This is a genomic window from Pseudomonas sp. QE6 (genome assembly GCF_041379005.1).
Classification (GTDB): domain Bacteria; phylum Pseudomonadota; class Gammaproteobacteria; order Pseudomonadales; family Pseudomonadaceae; genus Pseudomonas.
Genome location: NZ_CP166873.1, coordinates 2,788,423 through 2,814,078 on the forward strand (window position 1 = coordinate 2,788,423; position 25,656 = coordinate 2,814,078).

Consider the following 25,656-nt stretch of genomic DNA (forward strand, 5'->3'; position numbering starts at 1 on the left):
TTCACAAACCTTGTTCGGTCAGCCAGAGATTGAGCGCGGCCAGTTGCCAGAGCTTGGAGCCCCGCAGCGGCGTGAGGTCGGTCGACGGATTGCTGAGCAGGCGGTCGAACATCGCCGTCTCGAACAGGCCGCGATCCTGGCTCGGGTCCAGCAGCAGTTCGCTGACCCAGGCGCGGGTGTTGCCTTGCAGGTGCTTGAGGCCGGGCACCGGGAAGTACCCTTTGGGGCGATCGATGACTTCGCCGGGGATGACACGGCGCGCAGCGGCCTTGAGCACCTGCTTGCCGCCATCGCCGAGCTTGAAGCGCGACGGGATGCGCGCCGACAGCTCCGCCACCCGGTAGTCGAGGAACGGCACGCGGGCTTCCAGGCCCCAGGCCATGGTCATGTTGTCGACCCGCTTGACCGGGTCGTCGACCAGCATGATGGTGCTGTCCAGGCGCAGGGCCTTGTCCACCGGGTCGTCGGCGCCGGCCCGGGCGAAGTGTTCGCGGACGAACTCGCCGGCCACGTCCTCCACCCGCAAGGCTTCGCGCACGGTCTCCAGGTACTCGCCGTGGCTGCGGTCGAAGAACGCGGTGCGGTAGGCCTGCAGCGGGTCGGCAGCGCCGGCCACCTTCGGGTACCAGTGGTAGCCGGCGAACAGCTCGTCGGCGCCCTGGCCGCTCTGCACCACCTTGCAGTGCCTGGATACCTCGCGGGAGAGCAGGTAGAAGGCGATGCAGTCGTGGCTGACCATCGGCTCGCTCATGGCCTGGAAGGCCGCCGGCAGTTGCTCGATCACCTCCTGCTCGGCGATGCGCAACTGGTGATGGCGGGTGCCGTAGTGCCTGGCGATCAGGTCCGAGTACTGGAACTCGTCGCCGCGCTCGCCGCCGGCATCCTCGAAGCCGATGGAGAAGGTCAGCAGGTCGTCCACCCCGGCTTCATGCAGCAGCCCGACCAGCAGGCTCGAATCGACCCCGCCGGAGAGCAGCACGCCCACTTCGCGGGCGGCGCGCTGGCGCACGCTGACCGCGTCGCGCAGGCTGTTCAGCAGGCGGTCTTCCCAGTCCTCCAGGGTCAGTTCCCGCTCATCGGGCAGGGGGCCGTAGTCCAGGTTCCACCAGCGCTGGCGCTCGGCGTGGCCTTCGGCATCGATGCTCATCCAGGTGGCCGGCGGCAACTTGCTCACCTCGGCCAGCAGGGTGCGCGGTGCGGGCACCACGGCGTGGAAGTTCAGGTAGTGGTTGAGCGCCACCGGGTCCAGTGCCGGATCGATGTCGCCACCCTTGAGCAGCGCTGGCAGGCTGGAGGCGAAACGCAGGCGCTTGCCGGTTCGCGACAGGTACAGCGGCTTGATGCCGAGGCGGTCGCGGGCGATGAACAGGCGCCGTTTGTCGCGTTCCCAGATGGCAAAGGCAAACATGCCATTGAGGCGTGGCAATAGTTCCTCACCCCAGGCGTGGTATCCCTTTAGAAGTACTTCGGTGTCGCCACCGGAAAAAAAGTGGTAGCCGAGGGCTTCCAGCTCCCCGCGTAACTCGGGGTAGTTGTAGATTGCGCCGTTGAACACCAGCGACAGGCCCAGCGTCGGGTCGATCATCGGTTGGCCGGAAGCTTCGGCCAGGTCCATGATTTTCAGGCGCCGGTGCCCCAGGGCCAGTGGCCCTTCGCTGTGGAAGCCCCAGGCATCGGGGCCCCGCGGGGCGAGGTGGTGGGTGATGCGTTCGACCGCGGCGAGATCGGCGGCCTGTTTATCGAAGCGAAGTTCTCCTGCTATTCCGCACATGTCCTTACCGGTTCTCCGTTGGGGATGAGTGGGTGGCCCCTCAAGGGGGCCATAGGGGAGGACCGTCCGATTGGATGAGAGTTCTATTTGATTTCATTGAGGAAAGTTCGAAGGCGCAGGTGAACGATGATGGCTGATGGCAAATCTTCGACGCGCAACGCCCACGCCCTGTCGATGCTGCAGGCGCTGCGTCGCCTCCAGCAGGCGGCTGACGTGCACTCCAAGAGCCTGGGGCGTGAAGGCGAGTTGACGCCGCTGCAACTGCTGATCCTGCAGGTGGTGGCGCTGGAGGGGGAAATTACCGCTGGTCAGTTGGCCGGGCAGGTCGCGCTGTCCCAGTCATCGCTGTCGGGCGCCCTGGCGCGCCTGGAAAGCCAGCGGCTGCTGACGCGCCGGCGCGATCCCGACGACCGCCGCAAGCAATGGCTGAGCCTCAACGACGCCGGGCATGAGGCGCTGCGCGACGGGCCGGAACTGCTGCCCGAGCACGCCCTGGAGCGTTTCGCCGGGCTGCCGGAGTGGGAGCAGCACACCATTCTCGCCGGGCTGCTGCGGGCCGCCGAGCTGTTCGAGACGCCCGCAGCGGCGGGCGTGGAAGAGGAAGAGAGCTAGGACCCCAGCAGTTTCTGCGCGGCCAGCGACAGGCTGACCGCCACCAGCATCAGGGCGAACAGGCGCTGCAGGGTCGCGCCGCCCAGGCGCGCTGCCAGGCGATTGCCGGCCAGCACGCCGAGCGCACCGCCCGCCGCGAGGCAGGCCAGCAGCGGCAGGGGCGGCTGGGCATGGCTCAGGTAGAGCAGGAAGCCGCCGCCGGAGACCAGCGCGATCACCGCCATCGACGTCGCAGTTGCCGCCAGCATCGACAGCGGGGTGAACCACAGCAGTCCCGGTACGATCAGGAAGCCGCCGCCCACACCCATCAGGCCCGAGAGCAAACCCACCGCCAGCCCCACGCCGAGCAGCGGCCCGTTGCGGGTTGCCTGGCTGCACACCCTTTCCTGGCGCGAGCCTTGCCACATGCGCCAGGCGGACCACAGCACCAGCAGGCAGAAGCCGACGATCAGCCAGGCGTCCGGCACGAACTTTCCCAGCCACTGGCCGATGGCGTTGCCCGGCCAGCCGGTGATCACCAACCAGAACAGCGGCCGCCAGGCCACCTGGCCCTGGTGCGCCCGGGGCACCGCGCCGATTGCCGCCGACAGCGCCACCGCGCCGAGGCTGACGCCGATGGCGTCGTGCAGCGGCAGGTGCAGGCTGAGCAGCAGCGGCAGCGCCACCAGTGAGCCGCCGGCGCCGGTCAGGCCGAGCAGCAGGCCGAGGATCAGGCCGATGGCCGAGGATTCCAGCAGTAATGCATCCATGTCGGTGGTCCGCTCTGGAAGTGGGGCGCGATCCGTCCGCGCCGGCGATCAGGAAGTCTTCTGCCCGCGCACGACTTCGCGCAGGAAGAAACGATTGGGGTGGCAGGCCTCGGCCACGGCGCGGGGCAGCGGCAGCGGTTCGTCCTCCAGCCAGGCTGCCAGCAGTTCGCCGGACAGCGGCGCGGTGACCAGCCCGCGCGAGCCGTGGGCGCTGTTCAGGTACAGGCCGTCGAGCCAGGGACAGGGCGTTTCCGGCACCTGGCGTGCGTCCTTGCCGAGCACCGCATAGGCCGCCGCGAAGGCGTCGCGGTCGGCCAGCGGGCCCACCAGCGGCAGGTAGTCCGGAGTGGTGCAACGGAAGGCCGCGCGGCCCTGCAGGGTCGCCGGGTCGAGCTGGGCTACGCGCATGCGTTCGCTCAGGTCTGTGGATATCTCCGCCAGCAGGTCGAGGTTGCTCAGGTGTTCTTCCAGCGAAGGCTCGGTATCGTCACGCTTGAATTCGAAACTGGCGCCGAGGGTGTGTTCGCCACGGCGTGGTGGCGCGACGTAGCCTTCGGCGCAGACCACGGTGCTCAGCGCCGCGCTGTCGGTGGTGACCGGCAGGCGGGTGATCTGCCCGCGGATGCGCTTCATCGGCAGGCCCTGCGCGCCCTCGAAACGGCGCACTTCAGCGGCGGTGGCCAGGATGGCGACCGGCGCGCTGGCGAGCTTGTCGTCATCGCTCCAGGCGCTCCAGCCGTCGGCATCGCGCTGCAGGCGGACCTCCTCGCCGGTCACGACGCGGATATTCGGATGCTGCGCCAGATGCCGGCACAGCGCCGGCGGGTGCACCCAGCCGCCCTCGGGGAAGAACAGGCCGCCGGCGGGCAGCTCGATGCCGGCCAGGCTCTCGGCTTCGGCCTTGTCCAGCAGGCGCAGCAGCGAGTCCGGGAAGGCCCCGGCCAACTGCGCCTGGCGCTGTGCCTCGGCGTCGTCGAAGCCGAGCTGCAGCACGCCGCAGTCCGACCAGTCCTCGCCGTTCTGCAAGCCTTCGATCAGCCGCCGGGTGTGGCCGAAACCACTGACGATCAGGCGCGACAGCGCGGTGCCGTGGGCCGACAGCTTGAGGTAGAGCACGCCCTGCGGGTTGCCCGAGGCCTCTTCGGCCAGGGCGCCGTGGCGTTCGATCAGCGTCACCTGCCAGCCGCGCGCTGCCAGGCTCGCGGCGCTGGCGCAACCGGCCATGCCACCGCCGATCACCAGCGCCTCGCGCGGGCCCACGCCGCCCCGGGGGGAGCGGCGCGCGGGGCGGGCGTACCAGGGCTTGGCGGCCGGTGGTTCCTCGCCGATGTATTCGCCCTGGGACATCTCCCATTTCTTGCCGAAGCCCAGGGTGCGGCGGATCTTGAAGCCGGCGGCGCCCAGCCCACGGCGGACGAACCCGGCGCTGGTGAAGGTGGCCAGGGTCGCGCCCGGCGCCGAGAGTCTGGCGAGCTGGGCGTACAGTGCGTCGTTCCACATCTCCGGGTTCTTCGACGGCGAGAAGCCGTCGAGGAACCAGGCGTCGATCCGCGCATCCAGCTCCGGCAGCATGTCCAGCACGTCGCCCACCAGCAGGGTCAGCACCACGCGGCCACCGGCGAAGACGAAGCGCTGGAAGCCAGGGTTGATCGCGACATACTGCGCCAGCAGTTGCGCCGACAGATGTTCCAGCTGCGGCCAGAGGGCGAAGGCGCGGCGCAGGTCGTCCAGCGCCACCGGGAACTTCTCTACGCTGACGAAGTGCAGTCGCGCATCTGCCGGGGCCAGCGCTTCGAACTGCTGCCAGGCGCAGAGGAAGTTCAGTCCGGTGCCGAAGCCCGTCTCGCCGATGCACAGCCGCCCGCCGGCAGGCAGCGCGGCGAAGCGCTCGGGCAGGCGGTTGCCGGCGATGAACACGTGGTGTGTCTCCTCGATACCGGAGGCGCGGGAGAAGTACACGTCGCCATAGACACGAGAGGTGGGCTGGCCATTCTCGTCCCAGTCGATCTGGGCGTTGTGGGCATTGGGGAGAGGAGGGAGCATGCGTCGGTCGTGGTGAAAGCAAAGGCGCAGTTTAGCCGATCCGTCGCGCGGACCTCAGGGATTGGCGATCTTTCGATGTGCGCCGAGTTGCCGCGGGAGATCACCGTCACGACAAAATCTCAGCAGTGCTGCCGCCACATCCGCTACCTTTTACGGCATTCGGAAACAAGGAGAGGTGCATGTTCGAATCCGCCGAGATCGGCCATTCCATCGACAAGGAAACCTACGAGAAGGAAGTCGCCGTCCTGCGCGAGGCTCTGCTCGAGGCACAGTATGAGCTCAAGCAGCAGGCGCGCTTCCCGGTGCTCATCCTGATCAATGGCATCGAGGGGGCCGGCAAGGGCGAGACGGTGAAGCTGCTCAACGAGTGGATGGACCCGCGCCTGATCCAGGTCGAGAGTTTCGTCCTGCCCACCGACGAGGAACTCTCCCGTCCGCCGCAGTGGCGCTTCTGGCGCAAGCTGCCGCCCAAGGGGCGCATCGGCATCTTCTTCGGCAACTGGTACAGCCAGATGCTCTATGCACGGGTGACCGGGGAAATCAAGGACAGCCAGCTCGATGGCCTGATCGGCGATGCCGAACGCTTCGAGCGCATGTACTCCGACGAAGGCGCGCTGATCTTCAAGTTCTGGTTCCACCTGTCCAAGAAGCAGCTCAAGGAGCGCCTCAAGACGCTGGAGAACGATCCGCAGCGCAGCTGGCAGCTCAGCGACCTGGACTGGAAGCAGAGCGAGGTCTACGACAAGTTCGTGCGTTATGGCGAGCGCGTGCTGCGCCGCACCAGCCGTGACTACGCGCCCTGGTATGTGGTCGAGGGCGCCGATGAGCGTTACCGCAGCCTGACGGTTGGCCGCACTCTGCTCGAGGGCCTGCAGGCCGCGCTCAAGCGCGAGGGCCGCCCGACGCCGCACCCCCATGCCGCCCCTCTGGTTTCCAGCCTGGACAACAAGGGGCTGCTCGGCGCGCTCGACCTGACCCTGGCGCTGGACAAGGACCAGTACAAGGAGCAGATGGCGAAGGAACAGGCACGACTGGCCACGCTGATGCGCGACAAGCGTTTCCGCAGCCATTCGCTGATCGCCGTGTTCGAAGGCAACGACGCCGCCGGCAAGGGCGGTGCCATCCGTCGCGTGACCGATGCGCTGGACCCGCGGCAGTATCACATCGTGCCGATCGCCGCGCCCACCGAGGAGGAACGCGCGCAGCCGTACCTGTGGCGCTTCTGGCGGCACATGCCGGCGCGCCGGCAGTTCACCATCTTCGACCGCTCCTGGTATGGCCGCGTACTGGTGGAGCGGGTCGAGGGCTTCGCCTCGGATGCCGACTGGTTGCGCGCCTACGCGGAGATCAACGACTTCGAGGAGCAGTTGGCCAACTACGGCATCGTGCTGGTGAAGTTCTGGCTGTCCATCGACCAGGAGACCCAGCTGGAGCGCTTCAAGGAGCGCGAGTCGATTCCGTTCAAGCGCTTCAAGATCACCGAGGAAGACTGGCGCAACCGCGACAAGTGGGATCTCTACGTGGACGCGGTGGGCGACATGGTCGATCGCACCAGCACCGAAATCGCGCCCTGGACGCTGGTGGAGGCCAACGACAAGCGCTTCGCCCGGGTGAAGGTACTCAAGACCATCAACGATGCGCTGGAGGCGGCGTACGCGAAGAAGAAGGGGTGAGGGGGACGCCTGGTTCTTGCTCGCAAACAGATTTCCCGGCCGCATCGGTGTTGGGCGGTTCGCGAGCAAGCTCGCTCCTACAGGTCGGCGACATACCCAGGCGTATCCCTGTTAGAGCGGATTTCGTCGCGATGGATTTTGTGGACAAGGTCCGCTCCTACGGGAGTTTTACTCATTGCTCTGGCTTGCGCTTTGAGGGTTTCCAGAGAAACACCCACGCACTCCAAGCGCCCCTTCAGGAGGCCGAGTGGAATCGGAGTTTCAGGGGTTGAGCGGCATGGATGCCGCGAGAGCGTCGTTGGGCCATGGATGGCCCGTCGACGCGTGCCCCTGACACTTCGATGGAGCGAGGGAAACGAAGCGCAGCGAAGTAACAGCCGAAGGCTGGCCCGAAGGGTGAGCGTAGCGAATCAGTCCCGCGAAGCGGGACCCGGATGATGGCGCAGAGACTTTTGCCTACTTTGCGTGGGGCGGCCATCCGTCGTTTGGCAAAGTAGGTCGCCCGAGGGGGCGAAACAAAATCTCTCAGCACACGCCGAAGCGGCGCAGAAATGTCCAACCCCAAGCATCGCGGACAAAGTCCGCTCTTACGCCCCATTCTTCTGCGACGGCCGCGGCGCCCCGATGAGCCGGCCCATGGCCCCGGCAATCCCCATCTCCCGCAACACCTTCAATTCCCCGTCGCTCTCCACCATCTCCGCGATCAGCGGCAGGTCGATGCTGTTGGCCGCGCGGAACACCGCCTCGATGAACAGGCGCTTGTCGTTGTCCTGGTCGATGGCGCGGATGTAGCTGCCGTCGATCTTCAGGTAGGCCAGGCCCAGGCGGGTGAGGTTGCCGATCAGGCTGAAACGACCGCCGAAGTGTTGCAGGCCGAGCTTGCAGCCGACTTCCTGCACGGACTGGCTGAGCTTCTCCAGCTCCGCCGGCGGCGGCAGGTAGCGTTCGTCCACTTCCAGGGTCATCAGCCGGGCTTCCTCCGGATGGGCGCGAAGGACGTCGAACAGCTGGCGCAACGGCGCGGCGCCGCGCACGGTTTCCGCCGAGAGCGACAGCGCCAGCGGCGCCGGCTGCTGGGCGAGGTGGGCGAGGGCGTGTTCGAGCATCGCCAGGTCGAAGCGCGCGGACCAGCCGAAGCGTTCGATCCAGGGCAGGAACTGGCCAGCGGCCACGGCCTCGCCCTGCGGATCGAGCAGGCGCGCAAGGACCTTCTGGTGCAACAGATCGCCGCTTTCGGCGCAGGCGCGCACGGGCTGGAACCAGAGTTGCAGCTTGCCTTTCTGCAGGGCGTCGTCGAGCCAGTCGCGCCAGGCGTGGGAGTCCTGCGCCGGCTGGCTGCCGGAGCTGTCCAGGCGCTGCCAGGGACGGTCCGGCGAGGACTGCGACTGGGCCAGTGCCTGGTCGGCGCGGGACAGGACGCTGGCCGAGGATTCGCCGGGGCGGAAGGCCGACAGGCCCAGGTGCGCCACCGGCATACAGTCGCTGGCGCCGGTACCGCGCAGGTTTTCCAGGGCGGCGCTTAGCTCGTCCGCCAGTTGCTCGGCGCTGGCGCTGTCCAGGCCTGGGGCGAGCAGGGTGAATTCGCCACCGCGGCTGCGCGCGGCCAGCCAGTCCGGGGTGCCGTGGTGCTGGCGGGTGCGTTCCAGCAATTCGGCGACGTCGCGGATCAGCGCGTCGGTGCGCTGTCCGCCCAGGCGCTGGTTGAGCCCGGCCAGGTCGTTCAGGCGCAGCAGCAGCAGGTAGCCGGCGGTGTTCTGCTCGCTGGGCGAGAGCTGCGCATCCAGGCGCGCATCGAACAGGCGGCGGTTGGCCAGGCCCGAGAGACTGTCCTGGTAGGCCTCTTCGCGCAGCTTCTCGCTGCGCGAGGCTTCCTCGGCGAACAGCGCCTTGAGCTTGTCGACCATCTGGTTCATCGCCTGCACCACGCGCTTGAGTTCCGGGGTGCGCGGCTCCTTGGGCAGGGTGAGGAATTCGCGGCGGGTGATGGCCTGGGCCTGCTGCACCATCTGGTCCAGCGGCTTCAACTGGGTGCGCAGCAGCCAGCCGCCGAGGATGGCGCTGATCAATCCGCACAGCAGCAGCCAGGCCAGGCTGCCCAGCGCGCTGTCCCACAGCTTGGCCAGGGCGAACTGTGGATGGCTGACCACTTCGACCCGCGCGGCTTGTTCCCAGCCGCGCATGATCAGCGCATCGCCCCCTTGTGCCTTGAGATTCACCAGGCTGGCGAACCAGTGCGGTACCTGTTCGGACTGGGTGTCGGCGTCCCGTTCGACGATGACCTTGCCGTCGGGAATGCTGACCACGCGGATGGTGGCGAAGTAACCGGAGTCGAAGATCGAACTGACCATCAGCTCGATCATCGCCGGGTCGTCCACGTGCGGTGTCAGCGACAGGCCCAGCGCGGTGGCGGCATCCTGGGCATGGGAGCGCAACTGGCTGATCAATTGCTCGCGGGAGCTCTCCAGGCTGGTGACGAAGCTGCCGGCGAAGGCCACCACCAGGAACAGGCAGATCGCCAGGAACAGTTGCTTGAGCAATGACATGCCGGGTTCTCCTATCGCGTCTCGTCGAGGTCCAGGCCCTCGGCGCGCATCTTGGTCAACAGGTCCTGCCAGCGCGACAGCTTCTTGCTGTCGCCGGTGCGCTTGCCGCCGCCGGGGCCGGGCAACCACAGCCCCTCGGCGTTGAAGGCGTAGACGGGCAGGAGGTCCTTGCGCTGGGAGGCGGGCCTGATCTGCGGGATCAGGTTGTCCAGCACCAGCGGGTCGGCAGTGGGGGTGGGGTAATAGGTGAGCACCATGTGCGCCTGGTTCTGCACCAGTGCCTTGACGTAGGTGATGCGCAGCTTGTCGCTGTCGACCCCGAGGCGGCGCAGGGTGACGTACTTGGCGATGGAGTAGTCCTCGCAGTCGCCGGCACCCTTGTAGAGGGATTCCACGGGCGTGGCCCAGTAGTCCTCCTGGTGCCAGACGGTACGGTCGTCGGTGAACACCAGGGCGCCGTTGAAGAAGGCATTCACCGCCTTGAGCTTGGCGGCTTCGTCGAGGTTCTGGCTGTCATCGATCAGCCGGCCCCAGGACTGCAGGCGTGTCTTGGCGGTGCCCAGGTCGCCGTAGCGCTGCTGGGCGTTCTGCAGGATGGTGTCGAAATTCCAGGCTGCGCCGGCGGTGAGCGCGAGGAGGGCGAACAGCAGCCCGCCAGCCCGCAGACGCAACGGGCTGGCGAACAGCCTAAGGGCTCCTCCGGTTGGCTGCATCGCCAGCGCTCCATGTGGGATGAATGGAGTCTAGGCGGTCCGTGGAAAGTTGCGCTGGCGCATTGCCAGTGAGCGTGGGCTGCGGCGGCCTAGTCCAGCCGCCGCGTCTTGACCCGGAGCAGATAGATCGTCACCAGCGTTGCGCTGGTCAGCATGAAGCCCCAGGCCCAGGGGCGCTGTACCAGATAGCAGGAGAGGGCGATGCTGCTCCACATCAGGCCGATGGCGTAGACCTTGCCCTTGAGCGGGATGCCTTCTCCATCGAGGTAGTCGCGGATCCAGGGGCCGAGCTTCGGGTGGTTCACCAGCCAGTCGTAGAAGCGCTGGGAGCTGCGCATGAAGCAGGCGGCGGCGAGCAGGAGGAAGGGCGTGGTGGGCAGCACCGGCAGGAAGATGCCGATCACGCCCAGCGCCACGCTGAGCCAGCCCACGCCCAGCAGGCAGTAGCGAACCCAGGCGTGGCGGCTCTGGCGGATTTGCCGTGACATCGGTGTGCGCGATCGCATCCGGAGCCGCAGGGCGCGGCTCCGGCGTCGGGTCAATGGGTGCGGGGTTTCAGCAGGGCCGGCTTCTCTTCCGGGGCCTGGCACAGCAGGAACAGGTTGGTCAGAAGTTCCGGGATCTGCGCGACCATGTCGTCGACCAGTTGGCGGTCGCGGGCGATTTCGTCGAACTCGGGTTGTTCGTCGAACAGGCCGGAACCGACCATGATCGGCAGCAGCAGCTCGCTGACCTCTTCCTCGGCCTGCTCGAACCACACCGCTTCACGCAGGAATACGCCTTCCATGAAGCCGATGCACCAGCCGCGGATGTCAGAATCGTCCGGCTCGTCGCCCAGGTAGGGCTCGCACGGCAGTTCCAGTTCCTCGTCGCTGGCGAGCAGGCGGGTGATGTGCGCCTTGAGCTGGACCAGGGTGCCCTCGATCTCGGCGCGCTCCTCGTCGCTGCGGTAGTGCGGCGGCTCGGCGAACAGGGCGTCGATCCACTCGCGGTCCGGCACTTCCTCCGGGCAGATCGCCAGGGCGGTCAGGTAGCCGTGTGCCGCCACGTAGTCCAAGGCTTCCTCGTGCAGGTCATCGGCATCGAGAAAGGCTTGCAGGCGGGACAATTGGTCGGCGAAGGACATCGGGTACTACCTCGGAGGTGATCGGCCCCAGATTGTAGTCGTTCCGGGGCCTCGCGGCAAAAGCGAAATGCCCGCGCGGCCCGCACTGACGCGGGCTTCGGACGCATGTGACGGATTTTTCCGCAGTTTCCCGGACAAGGTGCCGGTCGTGGACGGATGGCTTGCGTATAATGCCCGGCTTCATTCGGAGTCCCCCATGCTCGACCAGGCCCAGCGCATCCTCAAAGACGTTTTCGGTTACGACGCCTTCCGTGGCAATCAGGCGCGGATCATCGAGCGCGTGGCCAGCGGCGGCGATGCCCTGGTGCTGATGCCCACCGGCGGCGGCAAATCGCTGTGCTTCCAGGTTCCGGCGCTGCTGCGCGACGGCCTGACGGTGGTGGTCTCGCCGCTGATCGCGCTGATGGAAGACCAGGTCGCCACGCTGGACGAACTCGGCGTGCCGGTGGCGGCGCTGAACTCCTCGCTCAGCCCCGACGCCCAGCGCGAGATCGCCGACCGCCTGCTGCGCGGCGAGATCAAGCTGCTCTACCTGGCGCCGGAGCGCCTGGTGCAGCCGCGCATGCTGGCGTTCCTGCAGCGCCTGCAGATCGGCCTGTTCGCCATCGACGAGGCGCACTGCGTGTCGCAGTGGGGCCACGACTTCCGTCCCGAATACCTGCAGCTGGGCCAGCTCGCCGAGCTGTTCCCGGACGTGCCGCGCATCGCCCTGACCGCCACGGCGGACATGCGCACCCGCGAGGAGATGATCCAGCGCCTGCACCTGCAGAACGCCGAGCAGTTCCTCTCCAGCTTCGACCGGCCGAACATCTTCTACCGCATCGTGCCCAAGGAGCAGCCGCGCAAGCAGCTCCTGGGCTTCCTCGCCGAGCGGCGGGGCGATGCCGGTATCGTCTACTGCATGTCGCGCAAGAAGGTCGAGGAGGTCGCCGAGTTTCTCTCCAACCAGGGCTTCCCGGCGCTGCCGTACCACGCCGGCCTGTCCAACGACCTGCGGGCGTATCACCAGAAGCGCTTCCTCAACGAGGAAGGGCTGATCATGGTCGCTACCATCGCCTTCGGCATGGGCATCGACAAGCCCAACGTGCGCTTCGTCGCGCACCTGGACCTGCCCAAGAGCCTGGAGGCGTACTATCAGGAAACCGGCCGCGCCGGCCGTGACGGCCTGCCCGCCGACGCCTGGATGGCCTACGGCCTGCAGGATGTGTTGCTGCTGCGGCAGATGATGCAGAACTCCGAGGGCGACGAGCGCCACAAGCGCGTCGAGCGGCACAAGCTCGAAGCGATGCTGGCGCTGTGCGAGGAAACCCGCTGCCGCCGCCAGGCGCTGCTGGCCTACTTCGACGAAGTGATGCCCAACCCCTGCGGTCACTGCGACATCTGCGTCGACGGCGTGGAAACCTGGGACGCCACCGAGCCCGCGCGCCAGGCGCTGTCGGCCATCTACCGCAGCGGCCAGCGCTACGGCGTCGGCCACCTGGTGGACGTGCTGCTGGGCAAGGACACCGAGAAGGTGCGCAGCGTCGGTCATCAGCACCTGGCGGTGTTCGGTATCGGCAAGTCCCGTGGCGAGGAGGAGTGGCGCACGCTGTTCCGCCAGCTGGTCGCCCGTGGTTTTGCCGACGTGGATGTCGACGGCTTCAACGGCCTGCGCCTGACCGAAGCCTGCCGTCCGCTGCTGCGCGGCGAAGAGACGCTGGCGCTGCGCCGCGATCCCAAGCCGCAGCGCAGCAAGTCGTCGTCCTCCGGCGGCGCCAGCCCGGCCAGCCAACTGGTGCGCCAGGAAGAACGCGAGATGTGGGAAGCCCTGCGCACCCTGCGGCGCAAGCTGGCCGAAGAACACTCGGTGCCGCCCTACGTCATCTTCCCCGACGCCACCCTGCTGGAAATGCTGCGCAGCCAGCCCACCACGCTCACCGCGATGGCCCAGGTCAGCGGCGTCGGCGCGCGCAAGCTGGAGCGCTACGGCCAGGCCTTCCTCGATGTGCTCACCGAGTCCGACAAGGCACCGGACACGCCGGCGCCGGTCACCGACCTGCGCCACGAACTGGTGACCCTGGCGCGCGCCGGCATGACCCCCGCGCAGATCGCCCGCCAGCTCGATTGCAGCGAGAAGAACGTCTACAGCCTGCTGGCCGAAGCCATCGGCCGCCAGCAGCTGACCCTGGAGCAGGCGCTGGACCTGCCCGAAGAATTGCTCGGTGAAGTGCAGGATGCCTTCCTCGACGAAGACGGCGAACTGCCGCCGGTGAGCGCCATCGTCGAGCTGTTCGAAGGCCGCGTGCCGCTGGGCGTGCTGCACTGCGTGCGCGCCGCCCTGCAGGCCGAACTGGAGGTCTGACGGCGAGAGGCACTTCATCTCTTGGGAGCGGAGCTTCTCCGCGAAATCCGTCGCGACGGAAAGCGCTCCTTCAGGTAAAAGCCTTGGCCTGGCGCCAGGCCGGTGCGTAGCTGCTCCGCCAGTTTCATGGCGGGTTGAAACGACAAACTTGTGACGCTCATCTCGAACGGCTATGGTGGCACTTAGACCTCCACGAGAAGAGGTGAACGTGCCACAACAAAGCTGGCTGGACGACGTCCATTCCAATGCCTACGCCGAGCAGCTCTCCCAGGGTTTTCGCCGCTTGCGCTTCGAGCCCGACCTCGAAGCCCAATACCGCCACTATCTGCGGGAAGACAGCTTCGATCTCAAACGCACCGCACTGACCATCGGTCTGCTGATCTGGCTGGCGCTGGCGGTCATCGACTTTCTGCTCATCAGCGATCCAGTGCACTGGCAGATGCTCGCCGTGCGTGTCGGCGTGCTGATCCTGCTGGTGGTCTGTGGCGCACTGATCCTGCAGCGTCGCCATAGGCAATTGCTGGTGCCGCTGAGCCTGGCCTGCATCCTCAGCATCGGCGTCGGTGCCGCCGCGGTGGTCGCCATCGCCCACTCGGTCGACCCGACCTATCCCTACGAGGGGCTGTTGCTGGTCAGCATGGCCGCCTATTTCCTGATCGGCCTGCGCTTTGCCGAGGCGGTGGCCTGCGCCTTCGTCATCCTGCTGGCGTACGTGGGGGGCGAGCTGTATGTCGGGCTCCCGTTGCCCAAGCTGGTCAGCAACGTGGTGTTCCTGCTGTTCGGCAACCTGGTCGGTGCCGTGGGTTGCTACCTCCTTGAATACAAGTCCCGCCAGCACTTCCTGATCAGCCGCCTGCTGCGGGTGATGGCCGAGCACGACAGTCTCACCGGGCTGCACAACCGGCGCAGCTTCAATCGCCAGCTGGAACGCCTGTGGCGGCAGGCGCAGCGCGAGAGCGTGGGGCTGGCGCTGCTGCTCTGCGACGTCGACCATTTCAAGGCCTACAACGACCGCTATGGCCACCAGGCCGGCGATACCGTGCTACAGCGCATCGGCGAGGTGCTTGCGGCCTGCGCCCGGCGCCCGCTGGACATGGCGGTGCGCCTGGGCGGCGAGGAGTTCGCCGTGCTGCTCTACGGCGCCAGCGAGCGCGAGGCCAGGGAGCGCGCCGAGGTGTTGCGCGAATCAGTGCAGGGGCTGGGCATCGCCCACGAAGGCTCGCTGACGGCGGACGAGGTGACGTTGTCCATTGGCGTATCCTGCCTGTGGCCGGAGACCGGGCATCCGCTGCGCAGCATCTATGAGCATGCCGATCGGGCGCTGTACGAGGCGAAGGCGTTCGGGCGTAACCAGGTCGTGGCGTAATGGCCTATTCCGTCCCCCGCACTGGCGCCGTGCGTGACTGCGGCGCTCGCAGGCCCGGTGCTAGCATTCGCCGGACCCCGCCACCGAGCCCGCGCCCATGCAGCAGCTGATCCAGTCCAACGGCCAACCGCACTACGGCATCTTTCCCACCACCCCGGCGACGATCAACTACCGCGACTTCGACTTCCGCTCACCCATGGGCCGCCGGCTCGGCGCGCTCAGCAAGTGGCGCAGCTTCCACCAGTTCCAGTATTTCGGCCTGATCAGCCCGACCCTGATCGGCGGCTGCGCGCTGGCCGACGTCAGCCTGCTCACTGTCGGCTTCGTCTACCTCTTCCATCCGGAAAGCGGGCGGATGATCGAGCGCCAGTTCAAGTGCCCGCTGGGCATGGGCTCGAACTTCACGCAGAACCCCAACGACGGCGTCTGCGAACTGCGCCAGGGGCGCAACCTGTTGCGTCTGGAGAACAGCTCCGCGCCCTTCGAGAAGCGCCTGCTGGTCGAGCTGGACGACGGCACCCGCATCGACGCGCGCTTCAGCGAGGAGCAGCCCGCTTTCGAGCCCATGAGCATCTGCACCCCGACGGCGGTGAACGGCTGGGTCTACACGCGCAAGGTGGCCGGCGTGCACTGCCACGGCGAGGTGCGCAGCGCCCTGGGCAACTACGACCTGCGCGCGCTGGACGCCTACGCGCATCACGACTGGTCCGCCGGCTACATGCGCCGCGAGACCTTCTGGAACTGGGCCTGCCTGTCCGGCGAGGCACAGGGCCGGCGGGTCGGGCTCAACCTGTCGTGCGGGGTCAACGAAACCAGCTTCACCGAGAACTGCTACTGGCTGGACGGCAAGCTGGTGAAGGTGGACAGCGTCCGCTTCGAGTTCGACCGCGACCATCCGCTGCAACCCTGGGCCATTCGTTCCTACGACGGCCAGGTCGAGCTGCGCTTCGAAGCCCATGGGCTGCACCAGGAGCGACTCAACCTCGGCGTGCTGGCCAGCAACTTCAAGCAGATCTTCGGCCGCTTCAGTGGCGTGCTGCGACCGGCGGGGCAGGCCGAGGTGCGCATCGACAACCTGTGGGGTTTCGTCGAGGACCAGTACGCCAAGTGGTGAGGCGTTTCGTCACGCCCTGCGACAATCTGTCATTGTACGGGCTTGATTAGCTGGCTAATAATTAGTCAAATCAATTAGCGCGAACTTTGCGACACAATGGCAGACAACGATAAGCACTACTTCGGTACCCAACTGGCCCAGGCCTCGCGTGCATGGCGGGCTGAACTCGATCGCCGCCTCAGCCACCTGGGGCTGTCCCAGGCACGCTGGCTGGTGCTGCTGCACCTGGCACGCCACTCCGCCGCACCCACCCAGCGCGAGCTCGCGCAATCGGTCGGCGTCGAAGGCCCAACCCTGGCCCGTCTGCTCGACGGCCTCGAAGCCCAGGGATTGGTTCGTCGCCAGGCCGTGGCCGAGGACCGCCGCGCCAAGCGCATTGCCCTGACCCCCAAGGCTGACGTCCTGATCGCCGATATTGAGAGCATTGCCGCTGCAGTGCGCAATGAGGTGCTCAACGGCATCACCGAGGACGAGATCGCCCTCTGCCAACGAGTCCTCAGCCGGATTCTTGGCAATCTGGAGAAAAACTGAGCAACTCATCACGGTAAATTCGGTAAGATAGCCATTTTTCTGGCGGTTTTTCGCGAGGCCGCCAGTCCATCACTCGTTTGCCTAGACCATTCGCCGGTTTTTCGACGATTTGTCTTGACCAAACCCGTTGCAGCACCTAATCCCTGATATCAATCGGCCTGTACCTTTCAGGTGCAGTGGTAGGGCGCGTGGGTCTGTTGTCCGGCCAGGTGGTTCGAGTGTGTGGACAGGTAAAGCCTGCCGCTTTCGGGTGGTCAGGGAACGGCTAGCAGACCCGAACAATGGGATGGGGTTATGGCTCGTATAACAAATAGAATTCCGCTGACGCTCGCTGCGCTTTCGGTGTTTGTTTCCGCTCATGCCAATGCCCTTGGCCTGGGTGAGATCACCCTGCACTCGTCGCTGAACCAGCCTCTGGATGCCGAGATCGCCCTGCTGCAGACGGGCGACATGACCTCCGATGAACTGATCGCTCGCCTGGCGAGCCCGGCCGCTTTCGAGCAGGCTGGCGTCGATCGCTTCATGTTCCTGCAGAACCTGCGCTTCACGCCGGTGATCCGTGGCGGGCGCAGTTACATCAAGGTGGTGTCCACCCAGCCGGTGCACGAGCCGTACCTCAATTTCCTGGTGGAAGTGGAGCGGCCCAACGGGCGCATGCTGCGCGAGTACACCGTGCTGCTCGACCCGCCGAGCTACAACAGCAGCGCGCGGACCTCCGTCGCCGCCAGTATTCCCCGGCCCGAACGCACGGCCCCTGAACCCTATAGCCAGCGCGCCGCACCGGTTCGCAGTGCCCCTGCGGCACCCCCCATCCCCGCGGGTGAAGGGCGCTACACCACAGTGCGCAACGACACGCTGTGGCGGATCGCCTCGCGCCTGAGCGGCACCGGCGCCTCGCACAGTCAACTGATGGACAGCCTGCTGGCGCTCAATCCCCAGGCCTTCGTCAATGGCGACCCGCATCGCCTGAAGGTCGGACAGACGCTGATCCTGCCGCAGGGTCAGCAGTACGCCGGGCACACCAACGCTCCCGCGTCGCAGCCCGCTGCCGCGGCGCCCGCGGCCAATGCCACCGTGCAGCCCGTACAGGTCGAGCCGGAAGCCACGCCGGCCGCTGACGCGCCCGCCGCCGTTGCGCCCGCCGCACCGGCGGTAGAAGGCAACCTGGCCAAGGTGGAAGCCGATCTCGCCCTGAGCAATGCCCAGCGCGACCAGTTGAACCAGCGCATGGATGCCATGCAGAAGCAGCTCGAAGCGCTGCAGAAGGCCCTGGAAAGCCGCGACCAGCAGGTACAGAACCTGCAGGCCGAGCTGGCCCGCCGCGATGGACCCGCCATGCAGGCGACTCCGGCAGCACCCAAGGCCGAGCAGTCGGCACCGGTCGTTGCAGCTCCGGCGACGCCCGCAAGCGATGCCTTGGGTACCTCGTTCAACCTCTGGCCGTGGCTGGGCGTGGGTGCGCTTGGTGCGTTGCTGGCGGGGCTGCTGCTGATGCGCCGCAAGCGCGAGGAGCAGCCGGTCAAGGACGCCCGTGTCCAATCGGTGCAACCCAAACCTATCCCGCCGGCCAAGCCCCTGGCTGCCGCGGTCGTGCCGGCTGCGCCCGCTCCGGCCCAGCGCCCGCAGCCGGTTGTCGCTCCCGATGCCGGTGTGGCACGCCTGCCGGCGGCCAGTGCGGATAGCCTGGAAGGGGCGGACATTTACATCGCCTACGGCCGTTTCAACCAGGCGCGTGACATGCTGCGCAAGGCTGTGACCCAGGAGCCCGAACGCCGCGAACTGCGCATGAAGCTGCTGCTGGTGCTCGCCGAACTGGGCGATGTGGCCGGCTTCCACGAGCAGGAGCGCGAGTTGTTGGCACGCGGCGGGGACCAGAAGCAGATCGACCAGATCAAGTCGCGCTACCCCGCGATGCTTGAGCGTGCGGAGGAGGTGCCTGTCGTTCCGTCTGGCGAAACCCTGACCGACTGGGATGACCTGTCGCTGGACGAGACGCCCGCACCCACCGCACATGCCAGCGCTGGCGAGGCGGACCCGGACTTCGCACTGAATCTGAGCGACATGTCGCTGGATCTGGACTGGGACTCCCTCGATCCCTTCGAGGCGCCGCAGCGCAGCAAGAATGCGCCGACCGCCGAGCAGCCCGTTCCCGCCGATTTCCGCAGCAATCTTCGCGAGTTGCCGGAGATCACCGAGCTGGACCTGGATGGTGAGCACGCCAGCATGTTCGGCCAGGTCACGGAGACCGACCTGGTGTTCGAGTTGCCGGAGACCGAGGTGCACGAGCATGACGAACTGCTGGCCAGCCTCGACGAAGCCCGTGCCTGCATCGACCGGGGCAACCTGGAAGAGGCCTATCGCATCCTCAAGCAGGTGATCGAGAACGGCGACTCCAAGGCCAAGGCCGAGGCTCGCGAACTGCTGGCGCTGATCGCCTGATTCGCACGGTGAATGAAAAAGCCCGGCCTGGTGCCGGGCTTTTTCATGGGCGTTGATTTGTTTTTTCGTAGGAGCAACTGTTTTCTGCTGGACAATCGGTGCCGGTACTTCCCCTCACCCCAGCCCTCTCCCTCAGGGATAGGGGGGCAGATCGTGCCGGCTGACGCTAACGTTTCATCCTGCACCGAACGGTCCCCTCTCCCGCTGGCGGGAGAGGGTTAGGGTGAGGGGCTCTTGATCTCGTAGGAGCGGAGCTTCTCCGCGATGCTCTTCTGCGAGGCTAACCATTCGCGGACAAGGTCCGCTCCTACGAGAGCAGTGTTGACGTATGCGATGTCGCCCGCCGCCTGTCCCTGATGGGAGTTGCCGGCGTGCCGCGCAGTGGGCCCGTCCTTGTCGGGGCGGGCGACCCAGGGGCGTGACCTTAGAAATTCCGCCCCAGGTTGACGTACACCGCGTGCTCGCTGGCGTTGTTCAGGCCGTAGCTGAAGGACAGCGGCCCCAGCGGCGTTTCGAAGCCCATCAGGATGCTGCCGGCGTTGATGTAGCCGGTGTCGTAGCTGTTGTCGTTGTTCCACACCCGGCCACGTTCCAGGCTGCCGCCGAGGTAGAAGGGGAAGTCCAGCGGCAGGAAGGAGCGCTCGGTCATGCGCCGGTAGTAGATGACCCGGCCCAGGCTGTAGTTCTGCCCGGCCAGGGCATCCTGGCGGTAGCCGGAGAGCTGGCGAGCGCCGCCGAGCAGGAAGCTCGACACCACCACGTTGGCGTCATCGATGGTGCGACCATAGCCGCCGCCCAGCACGAAGGTGTCCGGACCGCTGCTCAGGGCCTTGTCCAGGCGGATATCCCACTGCCGGTAGCGGTCGTCGTCGCCCAGCGAGGGGGTGTGCTCGCGGAAGGCGGTCTGGATGTTTTCGCCCTCGCGGGGAAAGTCGACGTTGTCCATGGTGTCGAAGGAGTACTTGAGTTCGGCGTAGCCTTCGTTGAAGTGGTAGTTGGGCAGGTCCTGCTCGCCCACGCGCACGTCGGCCTTGCCATAGGCCTGGGCCACGCCGAAACGGATCTCGCCATTGTTGGCGATCTGCCGGCCGAGGTTGAGGCCGTAGCCGTAGCGCTCCAGCCGGTACTCGGCGATGGGGTCGTTGTCGTCGGTCGCCTCGACGTTCTGCGCCTCGTTGAACAGGAATGGCGCGACGAAGTAGCGCGAGCCGACGTCCAGCGGCTGGTAGAACTCGCTGTAGAGTTCCTGGTGGTCGCCGATCTGCAGGCGGGTCAGCCATTCCGCGCCGAGGCGGTTGATGCCATTCATGCGATAGCTGGCGCCAACGTTGAAGGTGCTGTCGCCGCGCAGGTCGTCGGAGAGGTTCAGTCCCAGGCGCAGGTAGTCGGTGCCGCCGCGCTTGCCGTAGGCGTGGATCACCAGGGCGTTGCCGTCCTTGCCATCTTTGCCCGCCTTGTGGTGCACCACGCGGTATTGCACCTGGTCGAAGTAGTCCAGGCCGTAGAGGGTGCTCATGTCGCGCTGCAGGCGTTCGAGGTCCAGGCGTTCGCCCAGCGGCTGGCGGATGTAGTGGCGGATGACGTCGTCGCTCACCTTGGAGTTGTTCTCCACCTCGATGCGGTTGATCACCGGCTGGCGCTCGCCCGGCGTGCGTGCCTGGTTCAGCGCCAGGGCGTGTTCGTCCTCGTTCTGGCGCAGGCTGGCCAGGCGCGGCGCGAGGATGGTGGTGGCGCGGTAGCCGGCGTCGATCAGTTGCGGCACCTTGCCGAAATCGGCGGAGCTGTAGCCGCTGAGCGGCGGCTGGATCAGCACGTCGCTGGCGGTCAGGGTGGCCAGCTGCGCCTCGGAGTTCTTGCGGGTCATCAGGGTGACGGACTGGTTGAGCATGTCCACCACCGTGGTCAGTTGCTTGCGGTCCAGCAGCGGATTGCCGATATCGACCACGATGACCACGTCGACGCCCATCTTCCGCGCCACGTCCACCGGGATGTTGTCGACCATGCCGCCATCCACCAGCAGCCTGCCGTTGACGTCCACCGGCGCGAACACCGCCGGAATCGACATGCTGGCGCGGATTGCCTGGGGCAGGTGGCCCTTGTCGAACACGACCTTCTCGCCGGTGGCGATGTCGGTGGCCACCGCGCGGAAGGGGATGGCCAGCTTGTCGAAGTCGCGGGTGTCGCTGGTGTGCACCAGCAGGCTTTCCAGCAGCATCGACAGGTTCTGGCCCTGGATCGCACCCAGCGGCAGGCCGAGGGTGCCGTCGTCGCGGAAGCTGAGTTTCTGCTTCACCAGGAAGTCGCGGTCGTCCTGCTTGCGCCGGAAGGGCATGTCGACCCGTGGCGGGGAGTCGGACAGGGCCTGTTGCCAGTCCAGGCCCAGGGCCAGCGTCTCCAGTTCCTTGGGCGTGTAGCCCGCCGCATAGAGCCCACCGATCACCGCGCCCATGCTGGTGCCGGCGATGGCGTCGACGTGGATGCCCTGTTCGTCCAGCGCCTTGAGCACACCGATGTGCGCCAGGCCCCGGGCCGCGCCGCCGGAGAGCACCAGCCCGATCTTCGGCGGCGGGTTGGCTGCCAGGGCGCCGAGGGGCAGGAGCAGGAGCAGGGCGAACAGCAGGCGGCGCATGACAGAAACATCCGGATAGGCGTATGGGCCGGTATTATAGGTGCGCGTCCTACAGCAGGGTCTGATTCATGTCCGAAGCCAAAGCCGAAATCGTCATCACCTATTGCACCCAGTGCCAGTGGCTGCTGCGCGCCGCGTGGCTCGCGCAGGAACTGCTGAGCACCTTCGGCGACGACCTGGGCAAGGTCAGCCTGGTGCCCGGCACCGGCGGTGTATTCCATATCAGTTGCGATGGCGAGCAGATCTGGGAGCGCAAGGCCGACGGCGGTTTCCCCGAGGCCAAGGTGCTCAAGCAGCGCGTGCGTGACCGCGTCGATCCGCAACGCGACCTGGGGCACAACGACCGGCCTTGAATCGAGAAGATCATTTCGATAGCAGGCTAACTTCCTTGCTGCATGTCAACGGGGTACGCTCGTACCACTCGTAGTCTGAGGGCATCCATTCTCCGCAGGGGATGCCTGACATGAGCATCATCGTCACGGGTGCCGCCGGTTTCATTGGCAGCAACCTCGTCAAGGCGCTGAACGCGCGCGGCGAGGCCGACATCATCGCGGTCGACGATCTGACCGATGGCGACAAGTTCGCCAACCTCGCCGACTGTGACATCAGCGATTACCTGGACAAGCGCGACTTCATCGAGCGCTATGCCCGGGGCGACTTCGGCGTGGTGCGTGCGCTGCTGCACCAGGGCGCCTGCTCCAGCACCATGGAGCGCGACGGGCGCTACATGATGGACAACAACTACCGCTACAGTTGCGATCTGCTGGACGCCAGCCTGTCGCTGGGCGTGCCGTTCCTCTACGCCTCGTCGGCGGCGGTGTACGGCGGCGGGCATGAATTCCGCGAGATGCGCTCGTGCGAGCGCCCGTTGAACGTCTACGGCTATTCGAAGTTCCTCTTCGACCAGCGCGTGCGCAAGGCGTTGCCCGCCGCGCGCAGCCAGGTGGCGGGCTTCCGCTATTTCAACGTCTACGGCCCGCGCGAGCAGCACAAGGGACGCATGGCCTCGGTGGCCTTCCACTGCTTCAACCAGTTCCGCGAGACCGGCAAGGTGAAGCTGTTCGGCGAATACGGCGACTATCCGGCGGGCGGTCACCTGCGCGACTTCGTCTCGGTGGAGGACGTGGCCAGGGTCAACCTGTTCTTCCTCGAACACCCCGAGCGCAGCGGCATTTTCAACCTGGGCAGTGGCCGTGCGCAGCCGTTCAACGACGTGGCGCTGGCGGTGATCAACACCCTGCGCGCACAAGAGGACCTGCAGCCGCTGACCCTGGATGCGGCGATTCGCGCCGGGCTGCTGGAATACATCGCGTTTCCGGATGAGCTGCGTGGCAAGTACCAGTGCTACACCTGCGCCGATATCGATTTCCTTCGCGAGGCGGGTTATCGCGAGCCGATGCTGGGCGTGGAGGAGGGCGTGGAGCGGTATTGCCGCTGGCTGCTGGAGCAAGCCTGAGACGGCAGGTATTGCCGGTTTTACCCAGTCTTTACCCAGTGCTGACACTCAAGGACGGGGGAACACGCGATCATTGCACTCAGTGCGGCGGACATCGGTCCGCCCGATACCGCGTCAAGCGAGGCTCTGGAACATGAGAGCCGTCACCGGACAGGCCGCTTCGCAGGCTGTCATGCGAGGATTCCTTGGCAATCCCTCCCCGGGGCAAGGGTTCGCAATCCGCATGCTGCGAAGCGGCCTTTTTTATCGGGTTCCCGCGAACGCGGGGAGCAGGTGGCGGCTAGTGCGACCCTCGGGCGCTCAGGAAGGTGGCGAAGATGATCAACGCGCCGCCGACCAGCATGCGCAGGCTCGGCGCTTCGCCGAACAGCACGGTGGCGAAGGCGATACCGTAGACCGGCTCCAGGGCGAAGATCACCGCCGCAGTGCGCGCCTTGATCAGTCGCAGGCTGGCGACGAACAGGCTGTGGGCCACGCCGGTGCAGAGCACACCCAGCGCAACCAGCCACAACCAGTCCATGCCACGCACCGACGGCAGTTCGACGAACACCAGCGGCAGCAGGCAGGCGATGATGGTCAGGTTCTGGCACAGCGCCGCCTGGATCGGGTCGATGCCGCGCACGCTCACCCGGTTGGCCAGTGACAGCAACGCGAACAGCAGGCCGGAGAGGGTGCCCCAGAGCAGGCCGGCGGTGGCGCCGTCACGCAGGTCCAGGGTCGGGGTGACCATCACCAGGCCGATGCACACCAGCGCCACGACCCCGTATTCACCCTTGCGGATGCGCTCGCGGAACAGCAGTCCTTCCAGCAGCACGGTGAAGGCGGGGAAACTGGCGAAGCCGAGGGTGGCGACGGCGACGTTGCCGACCTTCACCGCGAGGAAGAAGGTCAGCCAGTGGGTGCACAGCAGCACGCCACCGCCCACCAGCATGGCCACCTGTTTCAGCGTGGGTCTCTTCTGCTCGCGCAGGTGCCGGGCGAACACCGCCGCCAGCGACAGCGAGCCGAACAGCGCGCGACCGAAGACGATGACCAGGGGACCGGCGAGGATGAGTTTGCCGAAGATGCCGGACAGGCCGAACATCAGGGCGCCGATATGCAGGCCGAGCAGGGCGCCGCGGGGAGTGAGTCGGGAAACGGAAATCATGCCTGCGAACCCGCCGACTGCCGTGGCGGGACCTTGATGGAAAGGAAGAATGCGCGCCGGCGCAGCCGGCTTGCGGTGAAACTCAAGTCAGGCCAGCCGTGCGCCATTGGGCAGCGGCTTGTCGAAACCGGCCAGCACCACCCTGTCGTCGCTGTCGTAGACGCCGGTGACCAGCACTTCCGAGCGCACCCCGGCGATGGACTTGGGCGCGAAGTTGCAGACGCAGAGCACCTGGCGGCCGATAAGGTCTTCGCTGGCGTAGTGCGCGGTGATCTGCGCGCTGGAGGTCTTTAGCCCCAGCGGGCCGAGGTCCACCTGGAGGATGTAGGCGGGCTTGCGCGCCTTCGCGTTGGGTTCGGCCTGGACGATGGTGCCCACGCGCAGTTCGACGCGTTCGAAGTCCTGCCACTCGATGGTGTCTGCCGACATCGCTGTTTCCTTGTGTAGTCGCCTGTTCAATGGCCGGCAGTCTAGGCTGTGGGCGCGCGGCTGTCTGTCGCACGGCTAGCGGGAATTGTCGCGCGCCTCCTGACGCAGCTGGCGCGCTGTGGTGCCGAACTGGCGCACCAGTGCGGCGGTAAAGGCGCTCTGCGAGGCGTAGCCGACCTGCGCGGCAATCTCGCCTACCGGCAGGTGCGTGCTGCGCAGCAGGTCGCGGGCCTGTTGCAGGCGGCGCTGGCGCACGTAGTCCATGGGCGTCAGCCCGGTCTCGGTGAGGAAGCGGGCGTGGAAGCGCGCGGCGGAAAGGCCGGCGAGGCGCGCCAGGTCGGCGACCTGCAGCGGGTGCGCGGCGTGGCGGTCGATGTAACTGTCGAGGCTCGCCAGCGGCAGTTGCGCCGGTTCCTCGATGCGCTGCTGGCCGGCGGCGAGGCTGGCCAGCAGCAGGATCGCGCCCTGACGCGCCAGAACCGGGTCGTGCAGCGAGCTGCTGGCCAGCCAGTGCACCAGTTGCGCCTGGTCGTTGTTGAGCAGCCGCTGGCCGGGGGTTTCCAGCAGGCGGCGGCCGGCGTCGGCGTGCTGGCCGAGGCCCGCGAGCAGGTCGTCTTCGTCGTCCAGGTCGACCACCAGGCAGCGGCTGCCGTCGGGGCTGGCGCAGGCGTGGTGGGTTTCGCGCGGGACCACCGCGAAGCACTGCCGGGTCACCAGGCTGCCGCGCCCGCCCACCTCGAAGTCCAGGCTGCCGGACAGTCCCAGCACCAGCTGCGCATGGCTGTGGCTGTGGGCGAGGTGGTCGTGGCTGTAGTGGCGCAGGGAGAGGATCTGGCTCATCGGGGCTGCTCATCCGGGACGCTGTCGGGCAGGCCGTCAGTCTAGCGCGGCGCGGGCTGTAACGGGACTGTCGCCAGTCGGTCATGTGCACTTCACCGCCCGCGCCGAAAATTGGACAAACCCCACTGGAGGTT

Annotated in this window: 20 protein-coding genes; 9 read left to right on the top strand and 11 right to left on the bottom strand. The window is 66.7% G+C overall.

Annotated elements, in window-relative coordinates; genetic code table 11:
- Position 1: 1 nt before the first annotated feature.
- Positions 2-1,771, bottom strand: a complete 1,770-nt coding sequence (locus ACAW63_RS13000) for an N-acetylglutaminylglutamine amidotransferase (protein WP_371234146.1) — start codon at positions 1,769-1,771, stop codon at positions 2-4.
- A gap of 129 nt (positions 1,772-1,900) precedes the next feature.
- Between ACAW63_RS13000 and ACAW63_RS13005 the strand changes: the two genes are divergently transcribed.
- Entirely contained in the window at positions 1,901-2,383 is a 483-nt protein-coding gene (locus ACAW63_RS13005) for a MarR family winged helix-turn-helix transcriptional regulator (RefSeq protein WP_371234148.1), read from the top strand.
- Here the strand turns inward: ACAW63_RS13005 and ACAW63_RS13010 are convergent.
- Together ACAW63_RS13010 and mnmC are read right to left on the bottom strand one after the other, a co-directional pair.
- Positions 2,380-3,132 (bottom strand): sulfite exporter TauE/SafE family protein, encoded by a 753-nt coding sequence (locus ACAW63_RS13010; RefSeq protein WP_371234150.1) that lies wholly within the window; start codon positions 3,130-3,132, stop codon positions 2,380-2,382. The genes ACAW63_RS13005 and ACAW63_RS13010 overlap by 4 nt on opposite strands.
- A gap of 48 nt (positions 3,133-3,180) precedes the next feature.
- Complete coding sequence (mnmC, locus tag ACAW63_RS13015; protein WP_371234152.1) at positions 3,181-5,175, bottom strand: bifunctional tRNA (5-methylaminomethyl-2-thiouridine)(34)-methyltransferase MnmD/FAD-dependent 5-carboxymethylaminomethyl-2-thiouridine(34) oxidoreductase MnmC; 1,995 nt, start codon at positions 5,173-5,175, stop codon at positions 3,181-3,183.
- Positions 5,176-5,354: 179 nt separating this feature from the next.
- Between mnmC and pap the strand changes: the two genes are divergently transcribed.
- Positions 5,355-6,848: a polyphosphate:AMP phosphotransferase gene (gene pap, locus ACAW63_RS13020; RefSeq protein ID WP_371234154.1), complete on the top strand. Its 1,494-nt coding sequence runs from the start codon at positions 5,355-5,357 to the stop codon at positions 6,846-6,848.
- Positions 6,849-7,435: 587 nt separating this feature from the next.
- Here pap and lapD read toward each other — a convergent pair.
- The 4 genes from lapD to ACAW63_RS13040 all read right to left on the bottom strand — a co-directional run bounded on the left by lapD (position 7,436) and on the right by ACAW63_RS13040 (position 11,230).
- Positions 7,436-9,391, bottom strand: a complete 1,956-nt coding sequence (lapD, locus tag ACAW63_RS13025) for a cyclic di-GMP receptor LapD (RefSeq protein WP_371234156.1) — start codon at positions 9,389-9,391, stop codon at positions 7,436-7,438.
- Between the two features lie 11 nt (positions 9,392-9,402).
- Positions 9,403-10,104, bottom strand: coding sequence for a cysteine protease LapG (lapG, locus tag ACAW63_RS13030; RefSeq protein WP_275608069.1), 702 nt, complete (start codon positions 10,102-10,104; stop codon positions 9,403-9,405).
- A gap of 89 nt (positions 10,105-10,193) precedes the next feature.
- On the bottom strand, positions 10,194-10,592 hold the full coding sequence (locus tag ACAW63_RS13035) for a YbaN family protein (RefSeq protein ID WP_371234159.1): 399 nt from the start codon (positions 10,590-10,592) through the stop codon (positions 10,194-10,196).
- A gap of 50 nt (positions 10,593-10,642) precedes the next feature.
- The gene (locus ACAW63_RS13040) at positions 10,643-11,230 is read right to left on the bottom strand and encodes a YecA family protein (protein WP_275608067.1); all 588 of its coding nucleotides are present in this window, start codon (positions 11,228-11,230) and stop codon (positions 10,643-10,645) included.
- A gap of 196 nt (positions 11,231-11,426) precedes the next feature.
- Here ACAW63_RS13040 and recQ point away from each other — a divergent pair, with 196 nt between their 5' ends.
- From recQ to ACAW63_RS13065, 5 genes are all read left to right on the top strand, one after another.
- Positions 11,427-13,571 (top strand): DNA helicase RecQ, encoded by a 2,145-nt coding sequence (gene recQ, locus ACAW63_RS13045; RefSeq protein ID WP_371234161.1) that lies wholly within the window; start codon positions 11,427-11,429, stop codon positions 13,569-13,571.
- A gap of 202 nt (positions 13,572-13,773) precedes the next feature.
- Complete coding sequence (locus tag ACAW63_RS13050) at positions 13,774-14,937, top strand: diguanylate cyclase domain-containing protein (RefSeq protein WP_371234163.1); 1,164 nt, start codon at positions 13,774-13,776, stop codon at positions 14,935-14,937.
- A gap of 97 nt (positions 14,938-15,034) precedes the next feature.
- Positions 15,035-16,051, top strand: coding sequence for a DUF2804 domain-containing protein (locus ACAW63_RS13055; protein WP_371234164.1), 1,017 nt, complete (start codon positions 15,035-15,037; stop codon positions 16,049-16,051).
- A 96-nt stretch (positions 16,052-16,147) separates the two neighbouring features.
- Entirely contained in the window at positions 16,148-16,582 is a 435-nt protein-coding gene (gene slyA, locus ACAW63_RS13060; protein WP_275608063.1) for a transcriptional regulator SlyA, read from the top strand.
- 294 nt (positions 16,583-16,876) lie between these two features.
- On the top strand, positions 16,877-19,021 hold the full coding sequence (locus tag ACAW63_RS13065; protein WP_371234165.1) for a FimV/HubP family polar landmark protein: 2,145 nt from the start codon (positions 16,877-16,879) through the stop codon (positions 19,019-19,021).
- Between the two features lie 424 nt (positions 19,022-19,445).
- On the opposite strand, the gene ACAW63_RS13070 is transcribed toward ACAW63_RS13065, so the two are convergent.
- Complete coding sequence (locus tag ACAW63_RS13070; RefSeq protein ID WP_371234166.1) at positions 19,446-21,650, bottom strand: patatin-like phospholipase family protein; 2,205 nt, start codon at positions 21,648-21,650, stop codon at positions 19,446-19,448.
- 68 nt (positions 21,651-21,718) lie between these two features.
- On the opposite strand from ACAW63_RS13070, the gene ACAW63_RS13075 reads away from it, so the two are divergent.
- Positions 21,719-22,003, top strand: a complete 285-nt coding sequence (locus ACAW63_RS13075; RefSeq protein WP_371234167.1) for a SelT/SelW/SelH family protein — start codon at positions 21,719-21,721, stop codon at positions 22,001-22,003.
- A 110-nt stretch (positions 22,004-22,113) separates the two neighbouring features.
- The gene (gene rfaD / locus ACAW63_RS13080; protein WP_371234168.1) at positions 22,114-23,106 is read left to right on the top strand and encodes an ADP-glyceromanno-heptose 6-epimerase; all 993 of its coding nucleotides are present in this window, start codon (positions 22,114-22,116) and stop codon (positions 23,104-23,106) included.
- A gap of 280 nt (positions 23,107-23,386) precedes the next feature.
- On the opposite strand, the gene ACAW63_RS13085 is transcribed toward rfaD, so the two are convergent.
- From ACAW63_RS13085 to ACAW63_RS13095, 3 genes are all read right to left on the bottom strand, one after another.
- Complete coding sequence (locus tag ACAW63_RS13085; protein ID WP_371234169.1) at positions 23,387-24,253, bottom strand: DMT family transporter; 867 nt, start codon at positions 24,251-24,253, stop codon at positions 23,387-23,389.
- Between the two features lie 87 nt (positions 24,254-24,340).
- Entirely contained in the window at positions 24,341-24,682 is a 342-nt protein-coding gene (locus ACAW63_RS13090) for a tRNA-binding protein (protein ID WP_371234172.1), read from the bottom strand.
- Between the two features lie 75 nt (positions 24,683-24,757).
- A complete protein-coding gene (locus tag ACAW63_RS13095) occupies positions 24,758-25,522 on the bottom strand; it encodes an AraC family transcriptional regulator (RefSeq protein WP_371234173.1) in 765 nt (254 codons plus the stop codon).
- Positions 25,523-25,656 lie beyond the last annotated feature (134 nt).